Raw genomic sequence first — 25,715 nt, 5'->3', positions numbered from 1 at the left:
TCATAATGCTATTTTTTTTGAATCAGCTGACAGACGACCAGTGCTTTGGCAGCCAGTACTTTTTCCGAATAAACGTGTACATCTAACCTTGCTGAACGCCTGTTTTCGTCGAATACGACCGGTTTGATCGTCAGCGAATTACCCAGGTGGATCATATTGAAATAATGCAGGTTCATCTGTTCTACAACTAAATTTTTCTTTTTTAGCTGCGATAAGTAATTATATACGGACTCAGTGATGACTTCACTCAAAACACCGAATGATATTGTTCCCATACTGTCCGTTGATTGAGGGGTCACTTGAAAAATATAGCTCTCATCATCCGATTCTTTGATCATCTGGTTGATTTGATCTGCGATCGTATCACCGGACTGCGGCTGTTTTTGAACGGACTGCATGGCTTTCATGATATCCTGGCGTGATATGACCCCCACCAGTGTCATATCATCTGCCACGACCGGCATGACCTCTAATCCGTCCCATATCATTGTATGTGCAATAGATGCTACGCTCATATTTTTTTTAGCATAAGCCGGATTCCTTGTCATGACTTTTTCTATCTGTACAGAATCATCCTGACCAACAACATCTTTTGCAGTCACAATACCGGTCAATCTCATATCCGGCAGCACAACTGGAAATCGCGAATGTGTGCTTTTCTGATTCAGCATACGATACGTATAGACTGTATTTTCCTTCTCAAGGTACTGCGTTCGTTCGATCGGTGTATAGATATTCTGAACCCTCAGGATTTCCTTTTTTATCAGCTGATCGGTCATCGCACGGTTGATCATTGTCCCCACGGTAAAGGTATCATAAGAGGTACTGATCAGCGGCAGTTCTTTTTGATTAGCCAGCTGGACCACGTTCTCACTCGGTTTAAATCCCCCCGTGATCAGAACGGCTGCCCCTTGAAGTAATGAGAGTTCCTGAGCTTTGTCCCTGTTGCCGATGATCATCAGGGATTCCTCAGATATATACCGGAGCATCGCTTCTTCAGTCATAGCTCCAATGACAAATTTGGCCAGTGTTTTCTTCAGTCCCTGGAAGCCGCCGTGGACCTCGCCGTCAATAATTTTCACGATTTCTTCGTACGTCAGATTCTCGATGTTCTCGCTGTTTTTTGATTCGATACGAACAGTCCCCACACGTTCGATCGTTGAAACCAGACCAAGATTATCCGCTTCCTTGATTGCACGATACGCGGTGCCTTCACTGACATTCAGTTCTTTAGCTATCAGCCTGACAGACAGCTTTTCTCCGACCGGCAGTGATTCAATAAACGCTAAGATCTGCTCATGTTTTGTTTTCATTTTGATTCAGCATTCCTTTCTGCGGTATATGATTTCCATAAGGGTAGCGGGATATTTTCATAAACCACCGAGTCCAGGCCCGTAACTGTGATACCCAGGAGCCTGACACTTAGATCCAGGCTTTCTTCTTCCCAGATAGAGACAGCAATCTGGAACAATTCTTCTTCATTGTCTATATAATCAGGAAAAGTCCGCCGTCTCGTATAGGTCTGAAAATCCTCATAACGAATCTTCAGGACAACTGTCTTTCCATGCTTCTGTTTCTTGTTCATATTTTTCATCACTTTGGCTGACAACTCTCTTAAGGCTCCAATGACCTCATTATCAGAGGTCAGATTATGGGTAAAAGTCGATTCTTTGCCAATGGATTTAGGTTCACGGTCATTTTTCACTTCGCTATTATCGATGCCTCTTACTTTCCTGTACAACGAATGTCCCATTTTACCAAAGTGCTTGACCAGTTCCAGTTCTTCTTTATCAAATAGATCCTGGCCATTAAAAATCCCTGCAGCATGCATTTTTTCCACTGACTTCTCGCCGACACCGTGATATTTCTCAATGGGGAGGTGAATCAGAAATTCGTGTGCTTTATCCGGTGGAATGACAGTGATACCATTCGGTTTATTGTAATCGGAAGCCAGTTTGGCCAGAAATTTGTTATAGGATACTCCGGCTGAACAGGTCAAGTTCAATTCTGAATGAATTTCTTTTCTGATCCTCTCCGCAATGAGCGTCGCGCTTTTCTGATCGATATGATTTGTTGTGACATCCAGATAGGCCTCATCCAGGGATAGAGGCTGAATCTTATCTGTGTAACGCCGAAAGATTTGATGCATCTTACTGGATGCTTCTCTATATAGTTCAAAGTGAGGGGGAACAAATAAAGCTTTCGGACATAATTCAAACGCCTTCTGTGCACTCATCGCAGAGTGGATGCCGTATTTTCTTGCTTCATAATTGGCCGTGGTAACGACCCCGCGGCCTCCAGTATCCCTCGGATGTCTGGCAATGACAACCGGTTTACTTTTCAAGGAAGGGTCCTCCCTTATCTCTACGGAAGCATAAAAGGCATCCATGTCGATATGAATGATTTTTCTTGATGTATCTTTTTTCGGTTCATCAAACGTCAGAATGCCATAACGCATTTTCCTCACTCCCCCTTACTGCTTACATGTATTATACTAAAAATTTGATAAAATGACGAACACCTCTGACGTGAAGCGATGACGGCTGTTTTGCATAAGAAAAAACAAGCAGAGTCCAAAGCCCTCTACTTGTTCCTGTTTAGTTATTAGCTTAATAAATCATCAAATTCCATCTCATCAAGAGAGGATACATTATATACTTGTGCTTTGAGTGACGCATAGTTAAAGAAATCATTGGCATTGATAGACATGATGTCATTGACTTCCTGATAATATCTCTCACGTCCATTGTGTTTCCACATAAAATCAAGGCAGTATTCCCATAAGTCTTCGAGGCTGATCTGATCGTAACCATGCTGCTTCAACTCGTTTAATTTCTGATTTAACCAAACATCATACCGGGAAAAATCTTTGGATGTCATGTCCAAGAATTTACCTCCTTCGCTTCATAGAAAAGGGAGTAAAACAAGTATCCCTCGATCTATTCGCCGTCAACTGATTCTTCTGGAGTATTTGTTCCTAACTCTTCAGTTTGGGTTGCCGTTTCTGCTTTGGTAACGATTCTTGCAATAGCGCGACGTTCGAACGTCAAGTAGATCCCTTCACAGTCTATAACCACTGTATTGTTGGATTCAATGACCTCGTCCACTACTCCGTGAAGCCCGCCGATAGTAACGATCGAATCACCTTTTTTAAGTGAACTCAACATATTTTGCGTTTCTTTCGCTTTCTTTTGCTGTGGTCTGATCATCAGCACGTACATTAACCCCATAATAACTATAAAAGGCAGCATTGCTCCGATTAATTCCATTTAAACATTCCTCCGTTAATTTGTGAATTTATTTTCGTCAGTCTTAAACTGCGTACAGATTAATCAGTATGATTAACGTGTCATTACTTACCTTAGCAAATTTCTTTATAAATTACTAGGATAATTAATAAACTTTAGAAGTTTTTCGCATTTGGCTTGTTATACCCGTATTCTTCAAAAAACCGTTCTTTAAACTCAAGCAGATTATCTTCGCGGATCGCCTGACGAACATCCTTCATTAAATTGAGCAGGAAGTAAAGATTATGATAACTTGTCAGTCTTAGACCAAATGTCTCGTTGGACTTGATCAGATGTCTCAGATAGGCACGGGAGTAGTTGCGACAAGTGTAACAGTCACATTTTTCATCCAGTGGTCTGTAGTCTCTGGCATATGCGGCATTCTTAACGACTAATCGTCCTTGACTTGTCATCGTCGTCCCATTTCTGGCAATACGCGTAGGCAGGACACAGTCAAACATATCTACACCTCGCATGACGCCTTCGATCAGCGCATCGGGCGTGCCGACTCCCATGAGATAGCGTGGTTTGTTTTCAGGCAGCAGCGGAGTGGTAAAATCCAATACCCGATACATTTCAGATTTTGGTTCTCCAACAGACAGTCCACCGATCGAATAGCCCGCAAAATCCATACTCGTTAGATCTTTAGCTGACTGTCTTCTCAAATCTTCAAATCCTGCACCCTGGACGATACCGAACAGCCCCTGGGTATCAGGGTTCTTATGCGCTTCAAGTCCTCTCTCCGCCCATCTCGAAGTCCGTTCCACAGATTTTTTCACGTAATCATAACTCTCATCATAAGGCGGACATTCATCAAAACTCATCATGATATCCGGACCCAGCTGATTCTGTACATTTATGGCTTTTTCCGGTGACAGAAAAAGCTTAGACCCGTCCAAGTGGCTTCTGAAATGAACACCTTCTTCTTTAATATCACGCAGGTCTGAAAGTGAGAAAACCTGGAAGCCGCCAGAATCAGTCAGAATACCTTTGTCCCAATTCATAAATTTATGCAGGCCGCCGGCTTCTTCCACGATGTCCGCACCTGGCCGAAGCCACAAATGATAGGTATTGCTTAAGATGATGCCTGCACCCATTTCTTCCAGTTCTTCGGGTGCGATAGTCTTCACTGTAGCCAGTGTTCCTACTGGCATGAACATGGGTGTTTCAAACGTACCGTGAGGTGTCGTTATCGTTCCCAGACGCGCCCCCGTATGTTTTTCTTTTTTTTCTAATTGATATGTGACCGGATGATTACTCATTTAAAATGTCTCCTAATCCTCTTTATACTCTTTTTTCTTCACAAACATGGCATCGCCAAAACTGAAGAATCTGTATTTCTCCTCAACTGCATGGTTATAAGCCTTCAACACGAACTCTCTTCCGGCAAACGCACTGACCAGCATGATCAGTGTCGATTTAGGCAGATGGAAATTCGTCAGGAATGCATCCACGACACTGAATTTATAACCGGGGGAGATAAAGATATCTGTCCAGCCGCTCGTTGCTTTCAGGACACCCTCGTTCGCTTTCCCGATGGTCTCCAGTGTACGAATAGATGTCGTTCCAACAGCGATGATACGTCCACCGCTCTTTCTTGTTTCATTCAACTCTTCTGCAGCCTCTTCTGATAGCTGATAAAATTCTGCATGCATTTTATGCTCATCGATATTTTCCACACTCACTGGACGGAAAGTCCCCAGTCCGACATGCAGCGTCAGAAAGACGAGCTTAATGCCTTTAGCTTTGATTTTATCCAGTATTTCTTCTGTAAAGTGTAAACCGGCAGTTGGTGCTGCAGCCGAGCCGTTTTCTTTGGCATAGACTGTCTGATAACGTTCCTGGTTTTCCAGGCGCTCTTTGATGTACGGCGGCAGCGGCATTTCACCTAAAGATTCCAGGGTTTCCAGAAAAATCCCTTCATAAGAAAACTCCACCATGCGTCCGCCATGTTCCAGTTCTTCAACAACGGTTGCTTTAAGTCTCCCGTCACCGAAAGAAATGACCGTACCCTTCTTGGCTTTCTTAGCCGGTTTCATCAGTGTCTCCCATGTGTCGCCTTCAGTGTTTTTGAGTAACAGTACTTCGACATGGGCGTTGGTTTCTTCTTTTGTGCCATACAGACGGGCCGGCAGCACGCGTGTGTTGTTCATGACCAAGGCATCCCCTGGGTGCAGTTCATCTATGATATCTTCGAACTGCTTGTCCTCTATTTGCTCTGTTTCAGTAGTTAACACCATCATTCTTGATGATGAGCGGTTCTCCAAAGGTGTCTGAGCAATCAGCTCTTCGGGTAATTGAAAATCGAAATCTTTTGTTGACAAGTTCATACTGTTTCTCCTTTATCATAAAATTAATCAGTTATCAGATGGGTTAATTCAAGGTGTTCATATGCTTTAGGTGTCGCCATACGTCCTCTTGAGGTCCGTTGAATAAATCCTTCCTGAAGTAAATAAGGTTCGACCATATCTTCAATGGTATCCACCTCTTCACCAATATTGGCCGATAAAGTATTCAATCCAACTGGACCTCCATTATAAAGCTTGATCAGGGTGGATAAGAATTTCTGATCCACGATATCGAGGCCTTCATGATCCACCCGCAAAAGATCAAGAGCCAAAGCAGCGATAGGTTCAGTTACGATCCCTTCGCCCTTGACTTCGGCGTAATCACGAACCCTCTTTAACAACCGGTTGGCGATACGCGGTGTGCCCCTGGACCGACGTGCGATTTCATACGCACCGTTTAAATCCACCTCTGTCTGGATGACGTTGGCCGACCGCAGGACGATATCTTTTAATTCATCTTTGTGATAATACTCCATATGAGCAAGGATACCAAACCGGTCCCTTAAAGGCGCAGACAAAGAGCCAGCCCGCGTCGTGGCCCCGATCAGAGTAAATGGAGGCAGGGGAAAATGGACTGGATGAGCTGTATCACCCTGACCGATAATAATGTCAACATAAAAATCCTCCATTGCAGAGTACAACATCTCTTCTGCAATACGCGGCATACGGTGTATCTCATCTATGAAAAGGATTCCGCCCGGTTCCAGATCGTTGAGTAACGCAACTAAGTCTCCAGGCTTCTCTATAGCCGGACCGCTTGTTGTTCTTATATCCGCACCCATCTCATTCGCAATGACCATAGCCATAGTTGTTTTACCCAACCCTGGCGGTCCGTACAGAAGGACATGGTCCAGCGCTTCTTCCCGCTGTCTGGCCGCTTCAATATAAATGGCTAATTCCTTTTTTATTTTTTTTTGACCAAGGTAATCCGCCAGGGACTGGGGTCTGAGTGTCCGCTCAAGAGAAAATTCATCCTCATTTAAAAGCTGATCAGAAGTGATTGGCTGGTTATCTTTCATATCTTTCTCCTTTTACGCGAGTAGGATAAATTTACTTTTTCATCAGTTTGCTTAATGCTTCTCTTATGTACGCATCTGTCGTAAGATCTGACTGTGTGTCTATCTGCTTGCGTACCTTTTTTACATCTCGGCTGGTATATCCCAGAACAAGTAAAGCTTCCATGGCTTCTTCAAAAGCAGTGTTGCCTGAATCGTCTGATGAAGTGTCGGCGGCGTGATTTTGAGATTCTGATGTGTCGAATTCAGAGAGCTTCCCTTTTAGATCCAGAACGATTTGAGCCGCTGTTTTCTTGCCCACCCCGGGGAATTTAGTTAAATACGTTTTATTTTCATCTTCAATGGCCTGGACGAAACCGTTATGATCCTCGTTGGCCAGGATAGCCAAAGCAGACTTCGGTCCGATACCTGAAACGTTGATCAGTTTCAGAAACAAGTTCTTTTCCTGCAGCGAGACAAAGCCAAACAGGTTCATCGCATCCTGCTTAACATCATGATAAATATAGAGTGTTTCCTCGTTATGCAATTTTTCTGAATAACGGAAAGGATTGGCCATCAGTATTTTATAGCCGATACTATTAGCTTCCAAAACCACATAGCCCGGATAAATATGTTTGATTATGCCTTTTATGTATTCGTACATATAATTTCCTCATTCCACTTAGTGTCAATCCACACTATTATAACATAAAAACACCTGTTCATTAAACAACTCTCTGAACAGATGTTTCTATTTATCTCTTGATTTGTGTCCATTTATTCGAATTCAGCTAGATAGGCTTCATATCCTTTTTCTTTCAATTCGGATTTCGGGATGAATCTCATCGCTGCTGAATTGATGCAGTAACGAAGCCCACCTTTATCTTTTGGTCCGTCTGTAAAGACATGTCCCAAGTGAGAATCAGCTTCTCTGCTTCTGACTTCCGTTCTTTCCATGCCGAAGGTCCTGTCCCTTTTTTCTTTCACTGTTCGTTTTTCTATAGGTTTTGTAAACGACGGCCATCCGCAGCCGGCATCATATTTGTCCTTGGAAGAGAACAGCGGTTCGCCGCTGACCACATCTACATAAATACCCTCTTCGAAAAATTCATCATATTCACCAGTTCCCGGTCTTTCTGTTGCATTATTCTGGGTCACTTCATATTGGATCGGCGTGAGTTTTTCTTTTAACTGTTCTTTTGATTGCTTCATGATACCCCTCCTTACTTGTTAAATAGATCGCCTAAAGCATCTTTCGCTTTATTGACTGTGTTGTTTTGACTGTCAGATGAATCTCCAAGCACGGAAGACAACATTTCTCCATAACCTGAACCGGATGACTGCTGTTTTACACTGTTTGTCAATCCGTCAAGCAGTTGTGATACCCCTGATCCAGTAAGTGACTGGCTGTTTGAACTGTGTTTGGCAACCATACTTAGAGCCACTGGGGCCAGCATAGATAAAATCGATTTGACTGTAGACGAATCTGTCCCGGTTTTTTGCGCCACCCGCTTTTCCACTTCCGTTTCGCTGGACCCGAAGGCCATGTCCAGCAAATGGTTTCCTTCACTCTTATCTGTGTTTTCAAGTAAGTGATTCAGATCGTCTGTGTCATCATCGGCATGCCTTGACGCAGTACTAGCAAGTTCTTCTGAAGCTTTTGCGTCTTCAGATGTTCGTTTATTCAACCCATCCATGATCATAGGCAGACCGATCTGAGCTATTTTCTGGACGGTCGATGTGTCTGTGTTTGCTCTCTTTGCTACTGAACTCAAACGGTCTTGGTTTCCCAACTGGTTCATGATCATTGATACGATATCCATTTCTGCATCCCTCTTTCCAGTAATTAACCTCATACTCTATTGTAATTGTAAGTGGATAGAGGGCGGAATAGCAATTATATGCACTTTAGTTAGCTTAGCCTGCAAAAAAAAGGATCCTCTAATCAATGAGGATCCTGAATGCGTTTAAACATTTTTTCCATGTCATTCGTTGTGAAATTTACCGTTACCGGTCTACCGTGAGGGCAATTATACGGGTTCTTAGTGTATTTGAGCTGGGTCAACAGCTCTCTAGCTTCCTCATCTGACAAATAATGATTGGCTTTGATCGAACGTTTACAACTCATCATGATGGCTGTCGCTTCACGAAATCTATTTACAGTCAGCGTCGCTTTTTCCAGGAAAAAGTCGATCATTTCCTTGATCGTATCTTCTACCTGTCCAGCCGGCATCCACGTAGGGTGATGCCGGATGATAAAACTGTTCTGACCAAAGTCTTCAAGATAAACCGACGCTTCTGCCAGCTTATCTTTATTATCCTTGATAGTGATTGCTTCATTGGAAGGATATTCTATAACTATCGGTATAAGCAGTTCCTGCAGTTCTGTCCCGGTCTGATCGATCGTATCCCTATAATACTCGTACTTGATCCGTTCCTGGGCGGCATGCTGATCAATGATATATAGGCCTTCCTCGTTTTGGGCAAATAAATACGTTCCGTGCATTTGACCTATATATTCTAAGTCAGGAAACTGTTTGGACTGTTCTGTAGCTCTGCCTATTTTCTCTAATGTCTTGAGTACCGGCTCTTCATGGCCATCCCCTTTATCGACAAGGGGGCTGTGGTCCTGCTGACTGGGGAGGATTTTACTCTCATAGTTAGGAGAAAATGATTCATCTACATAGTCGCCGAACGGAGTCCGATTCGAATCTGTCTCTTCTGTTTTAAGACCTTCAGGAATGGAACTGTCAGTATCAGCTGCTGATTCCTGTGAAGTATTTCTATTGCTCCCCTGTTCAAACGCAAGACGCGTTTGTTCATCTTTAGGCAAGGACGCTGAACGCTTCTTTCGCTGACTCAAGTTGTCAAGCGCATTCGGTATTCTCACTTCCTTGTTCATCCGTTTCTCTATAGCCGAACTGATCAGCTGACCCAGTTCCTTCTCATTACTGATCCGGATCTGCTGCTTCGTCGGATGCACATTGACATCCAATAACTGCGGATCAAGGGTGATATTGATTACAGCGATAGGGTAGCGACCGATCATCAACTTTGAACCAAAACCGTCGACAATGGCTTTGTTCAGGACAAAGTTTTTGATGTATCTTCCATTGATGATCACTGTGATATATTTATTGTTTGACCGGGTGATTTCAGGCAGAGACACGTACCCGGAGATCTCGAAATCAAAAGAAGACTCTTTGATTTCCCGCATTTTTTTAGCGATATTCACACCATAAACACCCGCGATAGCCTGTTTCTGATCACCGTTACCGACCGTCTTGATCATGGTATTGCCGTCTGAAACCAGCCTGAATGCGATTCCCGGATGAGAAAGAGCCAGTCGGTTCACTGTATCATTGATGTGCGCCAGTTCTGTTTGAAGGGTTTTGACATATTTTAGTCTGGCAGGGGTATTATAAAAAAGCTCTTCCACTTTAATATTGACGCCCTGTCTGGAAGAAGATGTCCGCTGATCGATGATCTCCCCACCGTGTAGAATGAGTTGCTTCCCGACTTTGCCTTCTTCAGCAGATTCGACGGTGATTTTGGAAACAGAGGCTATACTCGGAAGGGCTTCGCCTCTAAAACCCAGCGTGCGTATCCTGAACAGATCTTCGTCTGAGAGCAGTTTAGAAGTCGCATGACGTTCAAAAGCAGACATCACTTCTTCTCTAGGAATGCCTTCCCCGTCATCAATGACCTGAATGCTTTTGAGACCCGCTTCTTCAACGAACACTTCAATGCGTGTACTGCCCGCATCGATCGCATTTTCCATAAGTTCTTTAACGACTGAAGCCGGTCGCTCAATCACTTCACCGGCTGCGATCTGATTAGCCAGGGTCGAAGACATGACTTTAATTTTAGTTGTCATTTTGCTTAACCAACTTTCATTAATTATCCTTTAATTTCTGCTGCAGCTCACTTAAAATCTGAATGGCATCCAGCGGTGTGGTTGCCAGGATATTCATTTTTTCAAGCTGTTCGATCACTGCCTTTTCATTTGTATCAAGTGCTTCAAATAAATTCAGCTGTTCCTGAGACGATGCCGGTGACTGTTCCTGAACAGTCTGCGAACTGTTTTCCTCTTCAAATAAGTGGTCTTCTTTCATTTCCAGACCCTTTAAAATGCTCTCAGCCCTCTTTAGTAAAGGGTGCGGCAAGCCTGCAAGTTTGGCGACCTGTACCCCGTAGCTTTTGTCGGCCGGTCCAGGCAGCATTTGGTGAAGGAAAACCAGGTCCCCTTCTTCTTCTACCGCTCCCACATGCATGTTCTTCAGCTTAGGCAGACGTTCGTCCAAAACAGTCAGTTCATGATAGTGCGTAGAGAATAGCGTCTTGGCTTTGATTTTATCATGCACATATTCAATAATCGCTTCAGCTAGGGCCATGCCATCGTAGGTTGCTGTTCCTCGTCCGATTTCATCGAACAGAAGCAGACTTTTAGGTGTAGCGTTAGCCAGTGCCTGATTTGTTTCCGTCATTTCGACCATGAAGGTACTCTGTCCGCCTATCAAGTCATCCATAGCACCAATACGCGTGTACAAGCGGTCAAAAATCGGCAGCTGTGCTTTCTCGGCAGGTACAAAACATCCCATTTGTGCCATGATTATCGTTAAAGCAAGCTGACGCATATACGTGCTCTTACCTGACATATTCGGTCCGGTTATCAGAAGGACGGCTGTCTCATCGATAAGTTCCACATCATTAGGCACGTAAGCCTGTTCACCCATAACTTTCTCCACGACGGGATGTCTGCCTTTATAGATCGCTACATCCTGGCTGTCCAACGTGAATAACGGACGAACGTAGTTGTATTCTTCACTCACAGTGGCAAAACTCTGCAGGACATCGATTTGAGCGATGATTTTAGCTAACTGCTGCAGCCGGTCGATCTGTTCCTTTACCTGGTTTCGGACATCCACGAACAACTCATACTCCAGATTCTTGGACTTCTCTTCCGCTTCCAGTATCAGCGATTCTTTATCTTTCAGTTCAGGTGTACTGTAACGCTCGGCATTCGTCAGCGTCTGCTTGCGTTCATAACGTCCTTCTTCCAGCTTAGAAACATTGGCTTTGGAGACTTCGATATAGTAGCCAAAAACCTTATTGAAGCCGATCTTCAGATTTTTGATACCTGTAGCCGCACGCTCTCTCTGTTCCAGTTCTGCCATCCACTGTTTCCCGTTGGTCATAGCTTCTTTATATTCGTCAAGCTGCTGGTGGTAGCCTTTTTTTATTATCTCACCGTCCGTTGTAGACAAGGGCGGTTCGTTTTCGATTGCCTGTTCGATCAGATCTTTTACATCTTGAATGGGATCCAACTGGTCCAGGTAACCTGTCCACTCGTCTTCGTCATTCAAGAGTTCCACGATTTCTCTGATGAAAGGGATCTGTTCGAGCGAATGCTTCAGTTGAACAAGGTCACGTGCATTAACTGTCCCGAAAGCAGTCCGGCCAGCCAGCCGTTCCAGATCATAGACTTTTTTCAGTATCTCTTTCAAATCACTTCTTTCGAAGAAATGATTGAGCAGGCTTTCGACATAATCCATTCTCTCTTCGATCTTGTCTTTCTGTATCAAAGGTTTATCCAGCCAGGACTTCAGCATGCGTCCCCCCATGGCTGTTTTCGTTTCATCAAGCAGCCACAGGAGAGTCCCTTTTTTGCTCCCATCTCTCAAAGAGGTGGATAATTCCAGGTTTCTTCTTGCCTCTTGACCGAAAATCAGATACTGGCTGGTTTTATATTCTTCAATTTTCTGAAGATGATCGAGGCGTCGCATCTGCGTTTCGGACAAATAAGAGAGCAGTAAATCAATCACTGGTTTCATCTGGGAGTTTTCAAAGCTGAATGTGAGATGATTCAGACTGTGTTCGCCGATTTCTTCTGAAGCATGAGAAATGGACATGTTCCATCTGTTTTTCAGTGATTCCTGCATCTCCAGAAAGTTTCCGGGAAGAAAGATGACTTCTCTACAGTTGAGAGAGGCGAGTTCGCTGATTGCCGCATCGGTGTCTTTTACCTGCGTGACTTTCATCTCGCCTGTAGTCAGATCAGCCAGCGCGATCCCTATCTTCTTATCCAGTTCCATGACCGCCGCAATATAATTGTTCTCTTTGGCATCGACCGTTTTAGACTGCATGACCGTTCCCGGCGTCACGACCTGTACAACTTCCCGCTTAACCATACCTTTGGTCGTCTTAGGATCTTCAACTTGTTCACAGATAGCTACTTTGTGACCCATATCTATCAGTGTATCGATATAACCTTTAGCTGAATGATGGGGGACACCACACATCGGTATTTGTTCTTCTGCATTTTTGTTGCGGCTCGTCAAAGTCAGCTCCAGTAAACGGGAAACTTGGACAGCATCTTCAAAAAATAATTCATAAAAATCACCTAAACGGTAAAATAAAAAAGCATGCGGATATTGCTGCTTTATTTCTAAATATTGCTGCATCATAGGTGTCTGTTTTGTTTTTTGAGGCACTTCTATCACTCTCTCATTGATTTCTATAATTCAAATAATGACATGTCATCGTCGATTCGAATAGGCTTGATTTTATTCGCTTTGCCTGTTTTGTCGTCTATGTCAACAAGACAGGCGTTCAGTCTGCTTCTCCCTTTATCAGGAACTTCGAACCTCTGAGGCATCTGAGTTGTGAACTTATGTAAGATCGGTTCTTTCTTCATACCCAGGATCCCGTCATAAAAGCCCGTCATGCCGACATCCGTCTGATAGGCTGTTCCGCCTGGCAGGATGCGTGAATCGTTGGTCTGCACATGCGTATGCGTCCCGACAACAGCAGATACTTTCCCGTCCATGAACCATCCCATAGCTTCTTTTTCACTCGTTGCTTCTGCATGGAAGTCGATAAAAATATGATTCGTCCGTTTGGCAGCTTCTGCCACAAGGGCTTCTCCCACGCGGAAAGGATCTTCATAGTCTCCCATAAAAGACCGTCCGTGCAGATTGATCACGGCCAGTTCCAGCTGGTTGATTTTAATATAGGCAATGCCTTTTCCCGGTACATTTGCAGTTTCCGGGTAATTAGCCGGTCTGATCATTTTCTTTGCCGCATCGATAAAGTCAAAAATCTCTCTCTTATCCCAAGTATGATTGCCCATTGTTACGAGATCGACACCTGACGTCAGGATCTCTTTGTAGATTTTTTCAGTTATTCCTCGTCCGTCTGCCGCGTTCTCGCCGTTTGCTATAGTTACCTGCGGTTTGTATTTATCCTTTAATTTCGGGAGCCATTCACTTAACTTTTCTCTTCCTAATGATCCCACAATATCTCCAATAAACAGCAGTTTCATCATCATTCCTCATTTCTCTTCACTTTATTCATTTTACCAGTTTTGAACCCCTAAAATCAAAACAGACTGAAGTCTCCTGATACATTTAGTCCCGTTTTTTTGCTGAAAACATATTGGCGGACTTCGTTTGTTGATGATCGTTCCCTCAAGAATCACTTTATCTATACGTCCGACATTCTAAAAAGGTTGCTGGACATTCAGCCCAGTAAAAAAGATCAGTCAAGAAGTAGACCTTCATTGACTGACCTTATAAAATTAACTTTTATTTAGCATATTCAACTGCTCTAGTTTCGCGTATAACCGTTACTTTAATATGTCCAGGATAGTCCATATCATCTTCGATTTGTTTACGTACATCTCTAGCTAACTTGGATGCCATGCTGTCATCCAATTCATCTGGTTTAACGATGATCCTAACTTCTCGTCCAGCCTGAATCGCATAACTTTCTTTAACACCTTTAAAGCTGTTAGAGATTCGCTCTAGATTTTCAAGTCGTTGTAAATAATGCTCCAAGGATTCACTTCTTGCGCCCGGTCTGGCAGCAGAAATAGAATCTGCCGACTCGACTAAGACAGCAATGACTGAAGTTGCATCAACATCACCGTGGTGAGATGCAATCGCATTGATAACTGTTTCATTTTCCTGATATTTCATTGCTATTTGTGCGCCGATCTCAACATGTGAACCTTCTACTTCACTATCTAGTGCCTTACCTATATCGTGAAGCAAGCCGGCACGTTTTGCCAGTTGAACATCTTCGCCTAGCTCAGCAGCCATTACACCAGCAAGTTTTGCGACCTCGATTGAATGATTCAATACATTTTGACCATAACTTGTTCTAAAGTGCAAACGTCCGATAATTTTCATTAAATCAGGGTGAATCGAGTGGATGCCAAGCTCAAACATGGCTTCTTCCCCGATTTCTCTGATGCGTTCGTCCATTTCTTTTCGTGATTTTTCTACAGCTTCTTCAATTCTACCTGGATGGATACGCCCGTCAGAAATCAATTTCTCTAACGCCATCTTAGCCACTTCGCGTCTAATCGGATCATATCCGCTTAGAACGACAGCCTCAGGTGTATCATCGATAATCAGGTCCATACCAGTCAGACTTTCAAGCGTCCTTATATTACGTCCTTCGCGTCCGATAATACGTCCTTTCATATCATCATTCGGCAGATTGATGACACTAACAGTCGACTCGGTGACCTGATCAGCAGCACAGCGTTGAATCGCTTGAGTGACAATGTTTTTCGCTTTTTTTTCAGCTTCAACTTTTGCCTGATCCTCATAACGTTTCACCATGATGGCCATATCACGAGTTAACTCTTGTTCTGCTTGTTTGAGCACGACAGATTTTGCCTCTTCTTCTGATAAACCTGCAATGGATAGAAGTTTTTCGTTCTGTTCTTCTAACAAATCTTTTGCAGCTTGTTCCAGCTCTTCCACTTTTTTCTGACGAGCAGACAATTTATCTTCTCTGCTTTGCAATGAACTTTCTCTTTTATCTATAGTCGTCTCTTTGCGCTCCATATTGTCTTCACGCTGCGCAATACGATTTTCTTGTCGAGACACTTCAGATCGGCGTTCCTTTAGCTCCCACTCTACTTCTGTTCGATAAGAATGGATCTCTTCCTTTGCCTCCAGCAACGCTTCTTTTTTCAAAGTTTCAGCTTCTTTATTTGCGTCTTCAATAATGTCTTCAGCTGTTTGTTTAGAATTAGCTAATCTTTTTTCAAAACTTTGTTTCGTAAAATAAGATCCTGCGACTAAACCAATAATTAAAGTAACGATAGCGGTGGCTAGTAAAGGTATTATCTCCATCTCATCACCTCCGTATCATTATTTAGTTTTTCATGCAATAAAAAATAATCAGATATCTCATTAACTGATAATATCATATTTAATTTGTAGTACACGATGACGTTTGCTTTAATAATTAAAGCAACATACTATTCTAATTTTATAGTTCTTTCGTTCTTCTGTCAACATAGATTTTGTTAAGGGCTTAATATTTCCTTGTGAGGGTCGATAGTAAGAGGTTTTCCAAAAAAAGGATTGAACTCCTATCTCACTGGCAAGTGAGCATCGAAATCCAATCCAGGATATGATATATCAGTCTAATTCAAGTACTTCAGCGTCTTCCGTTTTTTCTTCGACAGGAAGTTCATCACCGATACCGTAGGCAGTTCTAACTTGTTTTTCGATCTCGATTCTTAAATCAGGATGATCCTTCAGATACTGCTTGGCGTTTTCTCTTCCCTGTCCGATTCTTTCATCGCCGTAGGAATACCAGGCGCCTGCTTTAGTTATAATGTCTGCATCGGCACCCATGTCAACGATCTCTCCGATTTGGGAGATTCCTTCACCATACATGATGTCTACCATAGCTGTTTTAAATGGTGGCGCCACTTTGTTTTTCACTACTTTTAGTTTGGTGCGATTCCCAGTCATATCTGATCCGGATTTAATGGATTCTCCTCGTCTGACTTCTAATCGTACGGAAGAATAGAATTTCAAGGCACGTCCACCGGGAGTTGTTTCCGGATTACCGAACATGACCCCTACTTTTTCACGGATCTGATTGATAAATAATGCAATCGTCTTAGTTTTATTGATGGAACCGGACAATTTACGTAATGCTTGGGACATTAAACGAGCCTGCAGGCCGATGTGGGTATCTCCCATTTCACCATCGATCTCTGCTCTCGGTACCAATGCTGCTACCGAGTCGATTACGACAATATCCACTGCACCACTGGAAACAAGTGCGTCGGCGATCTCCAGAGCTTGTTCACCGGTGTCCGGTTGAGATAAAAGGAGTTCATCCACATTTACACCTAAAGCTCTTGCATATTTAGGGTCTAAAGCATGTTCCGCATCGATAAAGGCAGCAATACCGCCATTAGCCTGAACAGATGCGATAGCGTGAAGCGATACAGTGGTCTTACCGGAACTCTCGGGACCGTATACTTCGATTATTCTTCCTCTAGGATAGCCACCTATGCCAAGAGCCACATCCAGTGCTAAAGAACCACTCGGAACAGTTTTTACTTGAGTATCTACTTTTTCGCCCATTTTCATTATTGAGCCTTTACCGTAAGCTTTTTCAATTTTTTTCAGTGCTGTTTCTAACGCTTTTGCGCGATCGTCTGCCATTTATTTTCCTCCTACGATTATCACTATCTAATACGAGATTTTCTTGTTCTTTACTCTCTATATTTTAAGCTTCAGTGCAAAAAAAATCAAGTGTTTTTCGAACATTTATTCGCTTTACTGATTTTCGTCATAATTTAGTCGTTTTTTACCGGTTTTCCCAAGATTAAACGTCTTACCATGTCATGAGCATTCAAAACAGCCAGTTGGCGGTTTTTATTACGCTTATAGCCGAAGTGGAAACGCTTGGCAAATGGCGGGTCTTCCTTATATGACAGCCCAATATAGACTGTACCGGGTATCTGGTCTTCTAAAGATCCCGGACCGGCTACTCCCGTTAACCCTACACCGATATCCGCTTTAAACATTTTCCGTGAATTTTCAGCCATCTCTATGGCACATTCCGGGCTCACCACTCCAAAGTTTTCAATTGTTTCTGCTGATATATTTAGAACTTTCTGTTTTTTTTCTGTACTATAAGTAACTATCCCTCCCTCAAATACCGACCCAGCTGATACATCCGCTGTAATAGAGCTCAAAAATGCTCCTCCAGTGAGGCTTTCTGCAGCAGTAATAGTCAACCCCTGCTCTATCAGTAAGTCTCTGACGGCTTCTGCTAATCGTTTTTCCCCGTATCCAAAAAAGTAATCCGTTAAAGGTTCCAATATCAGGGATTCGATTTCATCAATACAACGGTTGCCCTCTTCTTCTGTTTTGGCCCGTGCAGTGATCCTCACAGTTATTTCCCCTTCATTTGCATAAACAGCTACTGTAGGATTGGTCTGTGCTTTAACGATGGGTTCGATTTTTTTAGCTAACTGAGCTTCTGTTATACCGAAAAAACGCAAGACACGTGAAACAAGAACCTGTTCATCCAGAAGGCGTTTGATCAATTCGTCTTTTAAATGATTTTCCACCATTGGATGAAGTTCATCTGGAGGGCCCGGCAGCAGAACATACTGATGGTCTTCACGCTCTAATATCATCCCAACGGCAAGCCCAGTATCATTTTTTAAAGGTATGGACTCAGCCAGTATCAGTGCCTGCAGCTGATTGTTTTCCGGCATTTCAAAATCAGAATTCTTGTGATATGTTATGATTCTATCTTCCGTTTCTTCGTGCAGGAGGAGATCCACATTCAGATATTTGGCGATCGTCTGTTTTGTTATATCATCTTCCGTTGGACCGAGTCCTCCTGACAGAACAATGAGATCCGCTCGTTTTTCTGCTGCCTGCACCGCCTCAGTCAGACGATCAGCGTTATCCCCAACGGTAACATGATGATAAACTTCTATTCCTAATGCAGCCAGTTCCCGCGAGATAAAGGCAGCATTCGAATTCACAACCTGGCCAAGTAAAAGTTCCGTTCCAATTGAAATGATTTCAGCTCGCACTGTGATTCCTCCTAATATAACTATTGTCCAATTAAATAATTTCTCACTTTTTATTTTAGCATATGCTCAAATTATTAGATGCTATAAACTATCACAAACAAAAAAACTCAAAAAGTTTAAACTTTTTGAGTTTTTTTGCTTGTGGGTATTATTTTGAGAAGGTGCCTTTAAAGACAAAACGTCCCTCGTAGAAATATAAAACTCCGGAATAAATTGTGAAAAACAGGCAGATATATAATAATAAGATCCCGACAGGAATACCTGTAAAAGCGAACGGAAAATCATCCAAGAACAGAAAGATGATAGCCAGCATCTGTGTGTTCGTTTTGATTTTGCCAGGCCATCCGGCCGCCATGACCTGTCCGCCCTGTTCCACCAGCAGCAGACGGAGACCGGTCACTGCCAGTTCCCGGGAAACAATGATCGCTACGATCCAGGCAGGCGCTAAAGATAGTTCGATTAAAAAGACCAGCGCAGTCATGACCAGCATTTTATCTGCTAGAGGGTCTGCAAACTTGCCGAAATTTGAAACAATGTTCATCTTTCTTGCTAAGTAGCCATCCAGCCAGTCAGTGAAGCTTGCGACAGAAAATACGACAGCTGCAACCAACAGATCGATCTCTATGGTCGAGGACAATATTTCAAGTGTTCCCCATTCAAAGGGCAAAACCAGAATAAGTATAAAGATCGGAATTAAAAAAATACGAAAAAGTGTTATTTTATTGGGTAAATTCACGGGTAAACCTCCTGATTCCTAAAAAATAGACCAGTGGTCAAACGTTAAACACTGGTCTAAATATAATGATTATTCAAATTCAATGGTCACTTCTTGTCTGACGGCTTCGGCGTCTGATGTATTATAAGGGACTTCCTGTCCGTTCAACTCGATAGTGGTCACTGGAGCATTACCGACCACGATATAAATCGAGGATACATTCTCATCTACAGGACCGGACAATGTTTCTCCATCTTCGATGAGACCTTGAGCCGTATCGCCATCGATAGTGATACTTGACCAGGACTGGCCACCTTCTGCCGTTAAAACGATCGTCTGTTCAGATGGACGGGGGCCGGAAACAGTATATGTTGTTGCAGTTTCTGTACTGCTCACTTCAGTCAGCACCTGTTCCTGATTTTCTGCAACATCTTCTACTGATTCTTCTTCGTCAGCGGTTTCTGTATCATCCGTCTGTTCTTCAGCCGTTTCTTGATCATCAGCTGCTTCATCCTGATCGCTGACTGCTTCTTCGTTATCATCGACTTCTATAATTGTAGACGGTTGATCTTCATTGATAAAAGAGTCAAGATCAGAATCATCACCCGTTGTTATTGCCAAGTATATAGCAAATATAATGGCTATAACCAGCAGAATGATGAGCAGTGTAGGAAGACTGTCTTTTAAAGTAGCAAAAAATCCACTGTTTTTTGTTTTTGATCGTGTCTGAGCCTTATGCACACTTTTTGAATAGCTGCTGTTACTTGTTTGAGGTAATGCATCCATGTGTTCTTTAATCAGATCTTCACCATTTAAACCGACAGAGTCAGCATACTGTTTTATAAAGGCGCGGGCATAAAAATTACCTGGCAACACCTCAAGGTTTCCTTCTTCGACCGCAATTAAATAACGTTTTTGAATTTTAGTTTTTTGTTGTAGATCATCAAGCGTATAGCCTTTAGCTTTTCTTGCTTCTTTAAGTCTATCTCCTATTTCGTTCAATCGATTTCACCTACCTAGCCTAATACTTTAACGAAATAATTTGATTGAGAAAAAATATCGATAAAAAGATCCCTTTAGTTGGATCCCATCCCTCAAAGTATACCATACGAGATTAAGCGAGTATAGAGTATCCAAAGGATTAAGATTAAACGTTTTTTAAATTTGTTTTACATTATTTTATAATTGTTCGCAGATGAGTGAATCTTCATTCTACCCTATGCATGCACATCATTGCCTCTTTGGATCAACAGTGAACACAGACATCTGATCCGCTCTAAAAAAATCCTTGGCAACGTGCTGCAGTTCTTCAAAGCTAATGCTCTTTAAGACGGATAGATAGTCAAAAATAGTAAGCTCAGAAAAAGGCTGATCAACAAATTCTTGGGCAATATATCCGAGAGAATTCAGACTTTGAATGGACTCTCCAATCATTTTTTTCTTTACTAATGAAAAATGAGCTGGCGTCATATCGGGATTTTGAGAGCTGTTCAGAAGAATAGTTTGGATGGTTTCTGCCAGTTCTTTCGGCAGCCTGGAATCTCCGCCTATACTGACATAATCAAATCCTCTTTCAAAAATATAATCATAACTGAAACTATCATCGATCAGATTTTTATCATATAAGGATAAATAATTTGCTGACGTTTCACCAAAGAGCAGATCAAGAAGAATCTCCATGCAGAGAATATGACGGAAAGCCTCTTTCTCACCTAATTCAAAGCAGTGACCTTTTACACCAACTGATACCTTAGCAAGATTTACGGAAACAGTGATGTTTCTGGATTTTGTGACGGGTTTGCCAGACTTTGTATTTATCATACGTTCTATCTTCATAGGCTTTGGATAAAACTTCTTTCCCTGATTATGCTTGATCCATTGAAGCGTTTCTACAGGGTCAATGTTTCCGACCAAAACCATCTGCAGATTATCCGGATGATAAAATGTCAGATAATTCTTATTCAGCATGTCTAAGGTTATGGATTCAACACTTTCAGATGTCCCTGCCACATCAATGCGGACCGGATGATCAGGGTAGAGATTTTCGATCAGTCCCTGGGTCAGAATCCAGTCAGGATCATCTTTATACATCAGAATCTCCTGGGATATTATACTTTTTTCATCTTCTACTGACTGATCACTGAAAAAAGGCTCTTGCACAAAATCCAGCAGTGTTTCTATATTTTGTCTTTTGTTTTTTGTGAATGAACACAGAAAAACGGTCTTCGTATTACTCGTATAGGCATTGATCGAAGCGCCTTGAGCTGAGAAAACTTGTGAGATATCTCCTGCTCTTGTCTCAAAAAGTTTATGTTCCAGAAAATGCGCAACACCGTAAGGAAACGTTTGATACTTTTTTTCTCCTCTTGGTATAAATTCATGATCGATAGACCCGAATTCAGTGAACAACACGGCATAAACACTATGATACCCCTTTTTCGGTATCATTTTGACAGTCAAACCGTTTTTTAATCTATCACTATAAATCACTTCATTTAATTCTTTATATGTCTTCATATCCACTAGTTGTTCTCTCCAATTAACTTAAATATCGCTTTAAGATTTATCAGTTGTGCCAAAAGAGCGACTTCTTCTCTTTTCACACCGTCAATCCTTTCGATCCAGTCATCGATAGTCAAGTCGTTCTGTTCAATCAAAGATAAACTGTAACGATTCTCGATCATTGCATGGGGAGAATCATCGATTTGATGCAGTTCACTCTTCAACAGCTCTTTTGTCTGAAATAGCTCATCATCTGTAAAGTGACCCTCTTGGATCTCTTGCAGCTTCTGTATTATAAGTGACTGTGTTTTTTTTATATCCTTGTAGTCGATACCCGCTTCCACAGATAACAGGCCTCTAAAAGCATCGATGTCACTTGATATAGCATAGGCGATATTTTCTTCTTCTCTTACAGTCTGAAAAAGTTTTGAATGAGTCATCCCACCAAACAAGCCATTGAATACTAAACCTGCATAATAATAGTTACCATGATAATATACCGGAGTCGTGAACCCCATAGTCAGTATGGTCTGATTGATTTCCTGTCTTTCTGTTTCTTCTCTGATTTTTGAAGAGTTATCTCTAAGGTAAAAAGGGTCACGTCTCAAAGGTACTCTCGGAGAAAAATCAAAAGACTGCATGAATAGAATGACTTCTTCTTCAGTCACATTCCCGACGATAAAAATATCGATCTGATCTTCCTTGATCATTCTTAGATACGTCTCATAAGTTTCTGATGAGGTGGTATCATTTAAATCAGAGATTTGACCGTAGCTCAGCATTTGATGCTCAGGTAAGTCAAAATACAAGGCATTTAATTTATCATCCGCATATACTGCTTTATCATCGTACCGCGATAAATAATCATCTCGTAAGTTTTCCACTTCTCTAGCGAAAGTTGCCTCATGAAATTTTCCATGACAGACATTCGGCACAAATATTGCCTGGTGTATAAATGTCATGACTTCTTTAAAAATGCCATTCTTCTGAATGATTTTCTCATCTACACAATCCACGTTCAGAGACAAAACATGATAATTGCCATATCTAGCAACATCAGTGAAGAAAGTTGCTCCATACAACTCGCTTAATTTTTTCCTGAAATCTATCTGCGTAGGATAATATTTACTGTTAACTTCCAGCATATTGGCTAAAAGCGTTCGTTTAGTTATTATATCAGCTTGAAGGGGTGCTCTGAACCGAAGCTGAATCGATATAGTCTTGAATTTCGATGTAGGCAAAATATGCAAGACTATCCCTTGTTGCAATTTTATCATTTTTTCCTCCGTTGACGATCTGGTCCTAATTCGAGCTATAGTGCTAAAAAAAAACGAGATTTCTTATGAAATCCCGTATTTTTCAGTAGTATTATTTTACGAAGCGGATCAGTTCATCTACTTTATCTGTCTCTTCCCATGGAAGTGCAATGTCAGTTCTGCCAAAATGACCGTAAGCAGCCGTCTGTCTGTAAATAGGACGTTTCAGGTCAAGCATCTGGATGATTCCGGCTGGCCTTAAATCAAATATATCTCGTACAGCATTGATCAGTACCCTATTGGTAACCTTACCTGTTTCAAAAGTATCGATGGAAATCGATACTGGTTGAGCAACACCGATTGCATAAGCCAACTGCACTTCGACTTTATCTGCCAGATCTGCAGCAACAATATTCTTGGCGATATACCTTGCAGCATAACTTGCAGAGCGATCGACTTTCGTAGCGTCTTTCCCGGAGAATGCTCCACCGCCATGACGAGCATATCCCCCATAAGTATCCACGATGATTTTTCTCCCAGTCAAGCCAGCATCACCCTGAGGACCGCCAATCACAAATCGACCGGTTGGATTGATATAATATTTCGTATTTTCGTCAAGGTAATCTCCAGGAATAACGGGTCTAATCACTTTTTCTAAAATGTCTTCTTTAAGACGATCATAAGTGATATCTGGATGATGCTGTGTACTGATGACAATAGCATCTACACGTAAGGGTTTATCGTCTTCATCATACTCTACGGTCACTTGTGCTTTACCATCAGGCCTGAGATACTTCAATTCCTTCGTTTTTCTGACTGTGGCAAGCTGTTTGGTTAATTTATGACTTAAAGAGATAGGTAAAGGCATCAGCTCTTCAGTTTCATTTGTTGCATAGCCAAACATCAGACCCTGATCTCCGGCTCCAATTTTATCCAATTCATCATGCACTTTAGATTTGTACTCCACAGAATCATCGACACCCACTGCAATGTCAGGAGACTGATCATCAATTGAAACGAGTACCGCACACGTATCCGCATCAAAGCCATATTTAGCACGCGTATAACCGATTTCTCTAATCGTGTCTCTGGCAACTTTCTGCATGTCTACATAAGTTTCTGTCCGGATTTCTCCCGCTATCAGCACAAGGCCTGTCGTCACTATCGTTTCACAAGCGACTCGAGCTTCCGGATCCTTAATCAAGATCTCATCTAAAATAGCATCACTGATTTGGTCTGCTATTTTGTCTGGATGTCCTTCAGTAACTGATTCAGAAGTAAATAGTCTTTTTTCTGTCATTATTATTCCCCCTTAATTTGCGGTTACAAGGCTTCCGACCGGTTGTGGCCGTCCTATCGGGAATTCATTGTAAACCTCTACCATTTTAACATATTATACGCCAATATTCATTGAAATTTAGATAAGATTTGTTATTCAAACGCCTTATTATTTAACTGAAAAATATGGTAAAATAAGGCAACAGTTAAAACAAGTTCTATTGGAAGTAGTGACCACATGACTCGATACAAAACCTCAACCGCATTCGACAAACTCTATCCACTAACCTCAACAAGTGTAGGTGCTCTTTTTGCATACCTTCAAACTAATATTGTGTTGCTGCCTTTTGTTGTTTTGCTGATCTATACGTCTACACAAGTCTGGCTAAAGCACTCAGATGATTATCATCGATCTAAAAAAGTAACAGCGGTCATTATATTGATCCATTTAGTCATTTTACTTTATCTCAGTATAAGTTTTTCTTTCTTTATCTTGCCTATCTTCCTTATTCTGACATTCTTTATCCAGACAAAAACAATTTTCAATTCAATGAAGCTACAGCAACTTTATACTTTCCTGTACTCATACGTTACAGTGATCATCTTCAACCTATTATCCTATTATCTTCAGGTTCGTTATTTATCGTTATCAGTAACTTTAAGTATAGCTTCAGTTATAACAACAGTTTGCCTAATCACAGCAATCTCTAAACGCTACCTAAAACGAAAAAGCAATCCTTAAAATGCAAAAAACGACGACAGTAAGTGGCTAGTTGCCAGTTACTGTCGTCGTTTTTGTATGATGGCGCAGGACAGAGTCGAACTGCCGACACACGGAGCTTCAATCCGTTGCTCTACCAACTGAGCTACTGCGCCAATAGGTTTATTCATAACTAACGGTCCCGACGGGAATCGAACCCGCGATCTCCTGCGTGACAGGCAGGCGTGATAACCGCTACACTACGGGACCTTGAAATGCTTAAAAGTAACACTGTGGACTAACGTCCAAGTGTATCATGTTTGTAATCTTCAGAAGAAGCAACAACCATGATAAAGGAGGATGTGGGATTCGAACCCACGCGCGCTTTGACACGCCTGACGGTTTTCAAGACCGTTCCCTTAAGCCGGACTTGGGTAATCCTCCGTTATACTACTAAACAACACATTCTGTGCTGTATCATGACCCCTACGGGATTCGAACCCGTGTTACCGCCGTGAAAGGGCGGTGTCTTAACCGCTTGACCAAGGGGCCTTGCTAATATAAAAAAACGGAGAAGGAGGGATTTGAACCCTCGCGCCGGCTAAACCGACCTACACCCTTAGCAGGGGCGCCTCTTCAGCCACTTGAGTACTTCCCCATACCAATAATAATAATTGATATAAATGGGCCTAAGTGGACTCGAACCACCGACCTCACGCTTATCAGGCGTGCGCTCTAACCGGACTGAGCTATAGGCCC

The 25,715-nt window shown here is 42.2% G+C and carries 21 protein-coding genes, 6 tRNA genes and 1 riboswitch; all 27 genes read right to left on the bottom strand.

Annotated features, from left to right (window positions below):
• Positions 1-8 precede the first annotated feature (8 nt).
• The gene (locus BM049_RS00135; RefSeq protein ID WP_091527682.1) at positions 9-1,313 is read right to left on the bottom strand and encodes a DRTGG domain-containing protein; all 1,305 of its coding nucleotides are present in this window, start codon (positions 1,311-1,313) and stop codon (positions 9-11) included.
• Positions 1,310-2,458 carry a DNA polymerase IV gene (dinB, locus tag BM049_RS00130; RefSeq protein WP_091527681.1) on the bottom strand — a complete coding sequence of 383 codons (1,149 nt, stop codon included), beginning with the start codon at positions 2,456-2,458 and terminating at the stop codon, positions 1,310-1,312. The genes BM049_RS00135 and dinB overlap by 4 nt, the downstream gene beginning before the upstream one ends.
• Before the next feature lie 146 nt (positions 2,459-2,604).
• Entirely contained in the window at positions 2,605-2,880 is a 276-nt protein-coding gene (locus BM049_RS00125; protein WP_091528214.1) for a post-transcriptional regulator, read from the bottom strand.
• A gap of 59 nt (positions 2,881-2,939) precedes the next feature.
• Positions 2,940-3,269, bottom strand: a complete 330-nt coding sequence (yajC, locus tag BM049_RS00120) for a preprotein translocase subunit YajC (protein WP_091527679.1) — start codon at positions 3,267-3,269, stop codon at positions 2,940-2,942.
• A 134-nt stretch (positions 3,270-3,403) separates the two neighbouring features.
• A complete protein-coding gene (tgt, locus tag BM049_RS00115; RefSeq protein ID WP_091527677.1) occupies positions 3,404-4,549 on the bottom strand; it encodes a tRNA guanosine(34) transglycosylase Tgt in 1,146 nt (381 codons plus the stop codon).
• Between the two features lie 12 nt (positions 4,550-4,561).
• On the bottom strand, positions 4,562-5,611 hold the full coding sequence (queA, locus tag BM049_RS00110; RefSeq protein ID WP_342741346.1) for a tRNA preQ1(34) S-adenosylmethionine ribosyltransferase-isomerase QueA: 1,050 nt from the start codon (positions 5,609-5,611) through the stop codon (positions 4,562-4,564).
• Positions 5,612-5,640: 29 nt separating this feature from the next.
• The gene (gene ruvB / locus BM049_RS00105) at positions 5,641-6,654 is read right to left on the bottom strand and encodes a Holliday junction branch migration DNA helicase RuvB (protein WP_091527674.1); all 1,014 of its coding nucleotides are present in this window, start codon (positions 6,652-6,654) and stop codon (positions 5,641-5,643) included.
• Between the two features lie 31 nt (positions 6,655-6,685).
• Entirely contained in the window at positions 6,686-7,294 is a 609-nt protein-coding gene (gene ruvA, locus BM049_RS00100) for a Holliday junction branch migration protein RuvA (RefSeq protein WP_091527673.1), read from the bottom strand.
• A gap of 113 nt (positions 7,295-7,407) precedes the next feature.
• Entirely contained in the window at positions 7,408-7,845 is a 438-nt protein-coding gene (gene msrB / locus BM049_RS00095; RefSeq protein ID WP_177188550.1) for a peptide-methionine (R)-S-oxide reductase MsrB, read from the bottom strand.
• An 8-nt stretch (positions 7,846-7,853) separates the two neighbouring features.
• Complete coding sequence (locus BM049_RS00090; RefSeq protein WP_177188536.1) at positions 7,854-8,453, bottom strand: DUF937 domain-containing protein; 600 nt, start codon at positions 8,451-8,453, stop codon at positions 7,854-7,856.
• A gap of 122 nt (positions 8,454-8,575) precedes the next feature.
• Entirely contained in the window at positions 8,576-10,507 is a 1,932-nt protein-coding gene (mutL, locus tag BM049_RS00085; RefSeq protein ID WP_091527668.1) for a DNA mismatch repair endonuclease MutL, read from the bottom strand.
• Positions 10,508-10,526: 19 nt separating this feature from the next.
• A complete protein-coding gene (mutS, locus tag BM049_RS00080) occupies positions 10,527-13,124 on the bottom strand; it encodes a DNA mismatch repair protein MutS (RefSeq protein ID WP_091527666.1) in 2,598 nt (865 codons plus the stop codon).
• 23 nt (positions 13,125-13,147) lie between these two features.
• Positions 13,148-13,954 carry a TIGR00282 family metallophosphoesterase gene (locus tag BM049_RS00075; RefSeq protein ID WP_091528213.1) on the bottom strand — a complete coding sequence of 269 codons (807 nt, stop codon included), beginning with the start codon at positions 13,952-13,954 and terminating at the stop codon, positions 13,148-13,150.
• Between the two features lie 262 nt (positions 13,955-14,216).
• Positions 14,217-15,773 (bottom strand): ribonuclease Y, encoded by a 1,557-nt coding sequence (gene rny / locus BM049_RS00070; RefSeq protein WP_425426027.1) that lies wholly within the window; start codon positions 15,771-15,773, stop codon positions 14,217-14,219.
• A gap of 297 nt (positions 15,774-16,070) precedes the next feature.
• On the bottom strand, positions 16,071-17,114 hold the full coding sequence (gene recA, locus BM049_RS00065) for a recombinase RecA (RefSeq protein ID WP_091527663.1): 1,044 nt from the start codon (positions 17,112-17,114) through the stop codon (positions 16,071-16,073).
• 134 nt (positions 17,115-17,248) lie between these two features.
• Complete coding sequence (locus BM049_RS00060) at positions 17,249-18,505, bottom strand: competence/damage-inducible protein A (RefSeq protein ID WP_091527662.1); 1,257 nt, start codon at positions 18,503-18,505, stop codon at positions 17,249-17,251.
• A 148-nt stretch (positions 18,506-18,653) separates the two neighbouring features.
• Entirely contained in the window at positions 18,654-19,241 is a 588-nt protein-coding gene (gene pgsA, locus BM049_RS00055; protein WP_091527660.1) for a CDP-diacylglycerol--glycerol-3-phosphate 3-phosphatidyltransferase, read from the bottom strand.
• 69 nt (positions 19,242-19,310) lie between these two features.
• On the bottom strand, positions 19,311-20,222 hold the full coding sequence (locus BM049_RS00050) for a RodZ domain-containing protein (RefSeq protein ID WP_091527658.1): 912 nt from the start codon (positions 20,220-20,222) through the stop codon (positions 19,311-19,313).
• 228 nt (positions 20,223-20,450) lie between these two features.
• The gene (yfmH, locus tag BM049_RS00045) at positions 20,451-21,737 is read right to left on the bottom strand and encodes an EF-P 5-aminopentanol modification-associated protein YfmH (RefSeq protein ID WP_245751817.1); all 1,287 of its coding nucleotides are present in this window, start codon (positions 21,735-21,737) and stop codon (positions 20,451-20,453) included.
• Between the two features lie 5 nt (positions 21,738-21,742).
• On the bottom strand, positions 21,743-22,999 hold the full coding sequence (yfmF, locus tag BM049_RS00040; RefSeq protein WP_091527655.1) for an EF-P 5-aminopentanol modification-associated protein YfmF: 1,257 nt from the start codon (positions 22,997-22,999) through the stop codon (positions 21,743-21,745).
• 91 nt (positions 23,000-23,090) lie between these two features.
• Entirely contained in the window at positions 23,091-24,278 is a 1,188-nt protein-coding gene (metK, locus tag BM049_RS00035; protein ID WP_091527653.1) for a methionine adenosyltransferase, read from the bottom strand.
• Positions 24,276-24,356: riboswitch (SMK box riboswitch) on the bottom strand. Its footprint overlaps the gene before it by 3 nt.
• A gap of 703 nt (positions 24,357-25,059) precedes the next feature.
• Positions 25,060-25,132, bottom strand: a tRNA-Phe gene (locus BM049_RS00030).
• Positions 25,133-25,153: 21 nt separating this feature from the next.
• Positions 25,154-25,226 (bottom strand) — tRNA-Asp (locus tag BM049_RS00025).
• Positions 25,227-25,310: 84 nt separating this feature from the next.
• Positions 25,311-25,400 (bottom strand) — tRNA-Ser (locus tag BM049_RS00020).
• Positions 25,401-25,436: 36 nt separating this feature from the next.
• Positions 25,437-25,508 (bottom strand) — tRNA-Glu (locus BM049_RS00015).
• A 17-nt stretch (positions 25,509-25,525) separates the two neighbouring features.
• A tRNA-Ser gene (locus BM049_RS00010) sits at positions 25,526-25,614 on the bottom strand.
• Positions 25,615-25,640: 26 nt separating this feature from the next.
• Positions 25,641-25,715 (bottom strand) — tRNA-Ile (locus tag BM049_RS00005).

It is taken from the genome of Alkalibacterium subtropicum, assembly GCF_900112455.1.
In the GTDB taxonomy this organism is placed as follows: Bacteria; Bacillota; Bacilli; order Lactobacillales; family Carnobacteriaceae_A; genus Alkalibacterium; species Alkalibacterium subtropicum.
The sequence above is the reverse complement of the archived record's forward strand: the minus strand, read 5'-3'. Positions and strand labels throughout refer to the sequence as shown.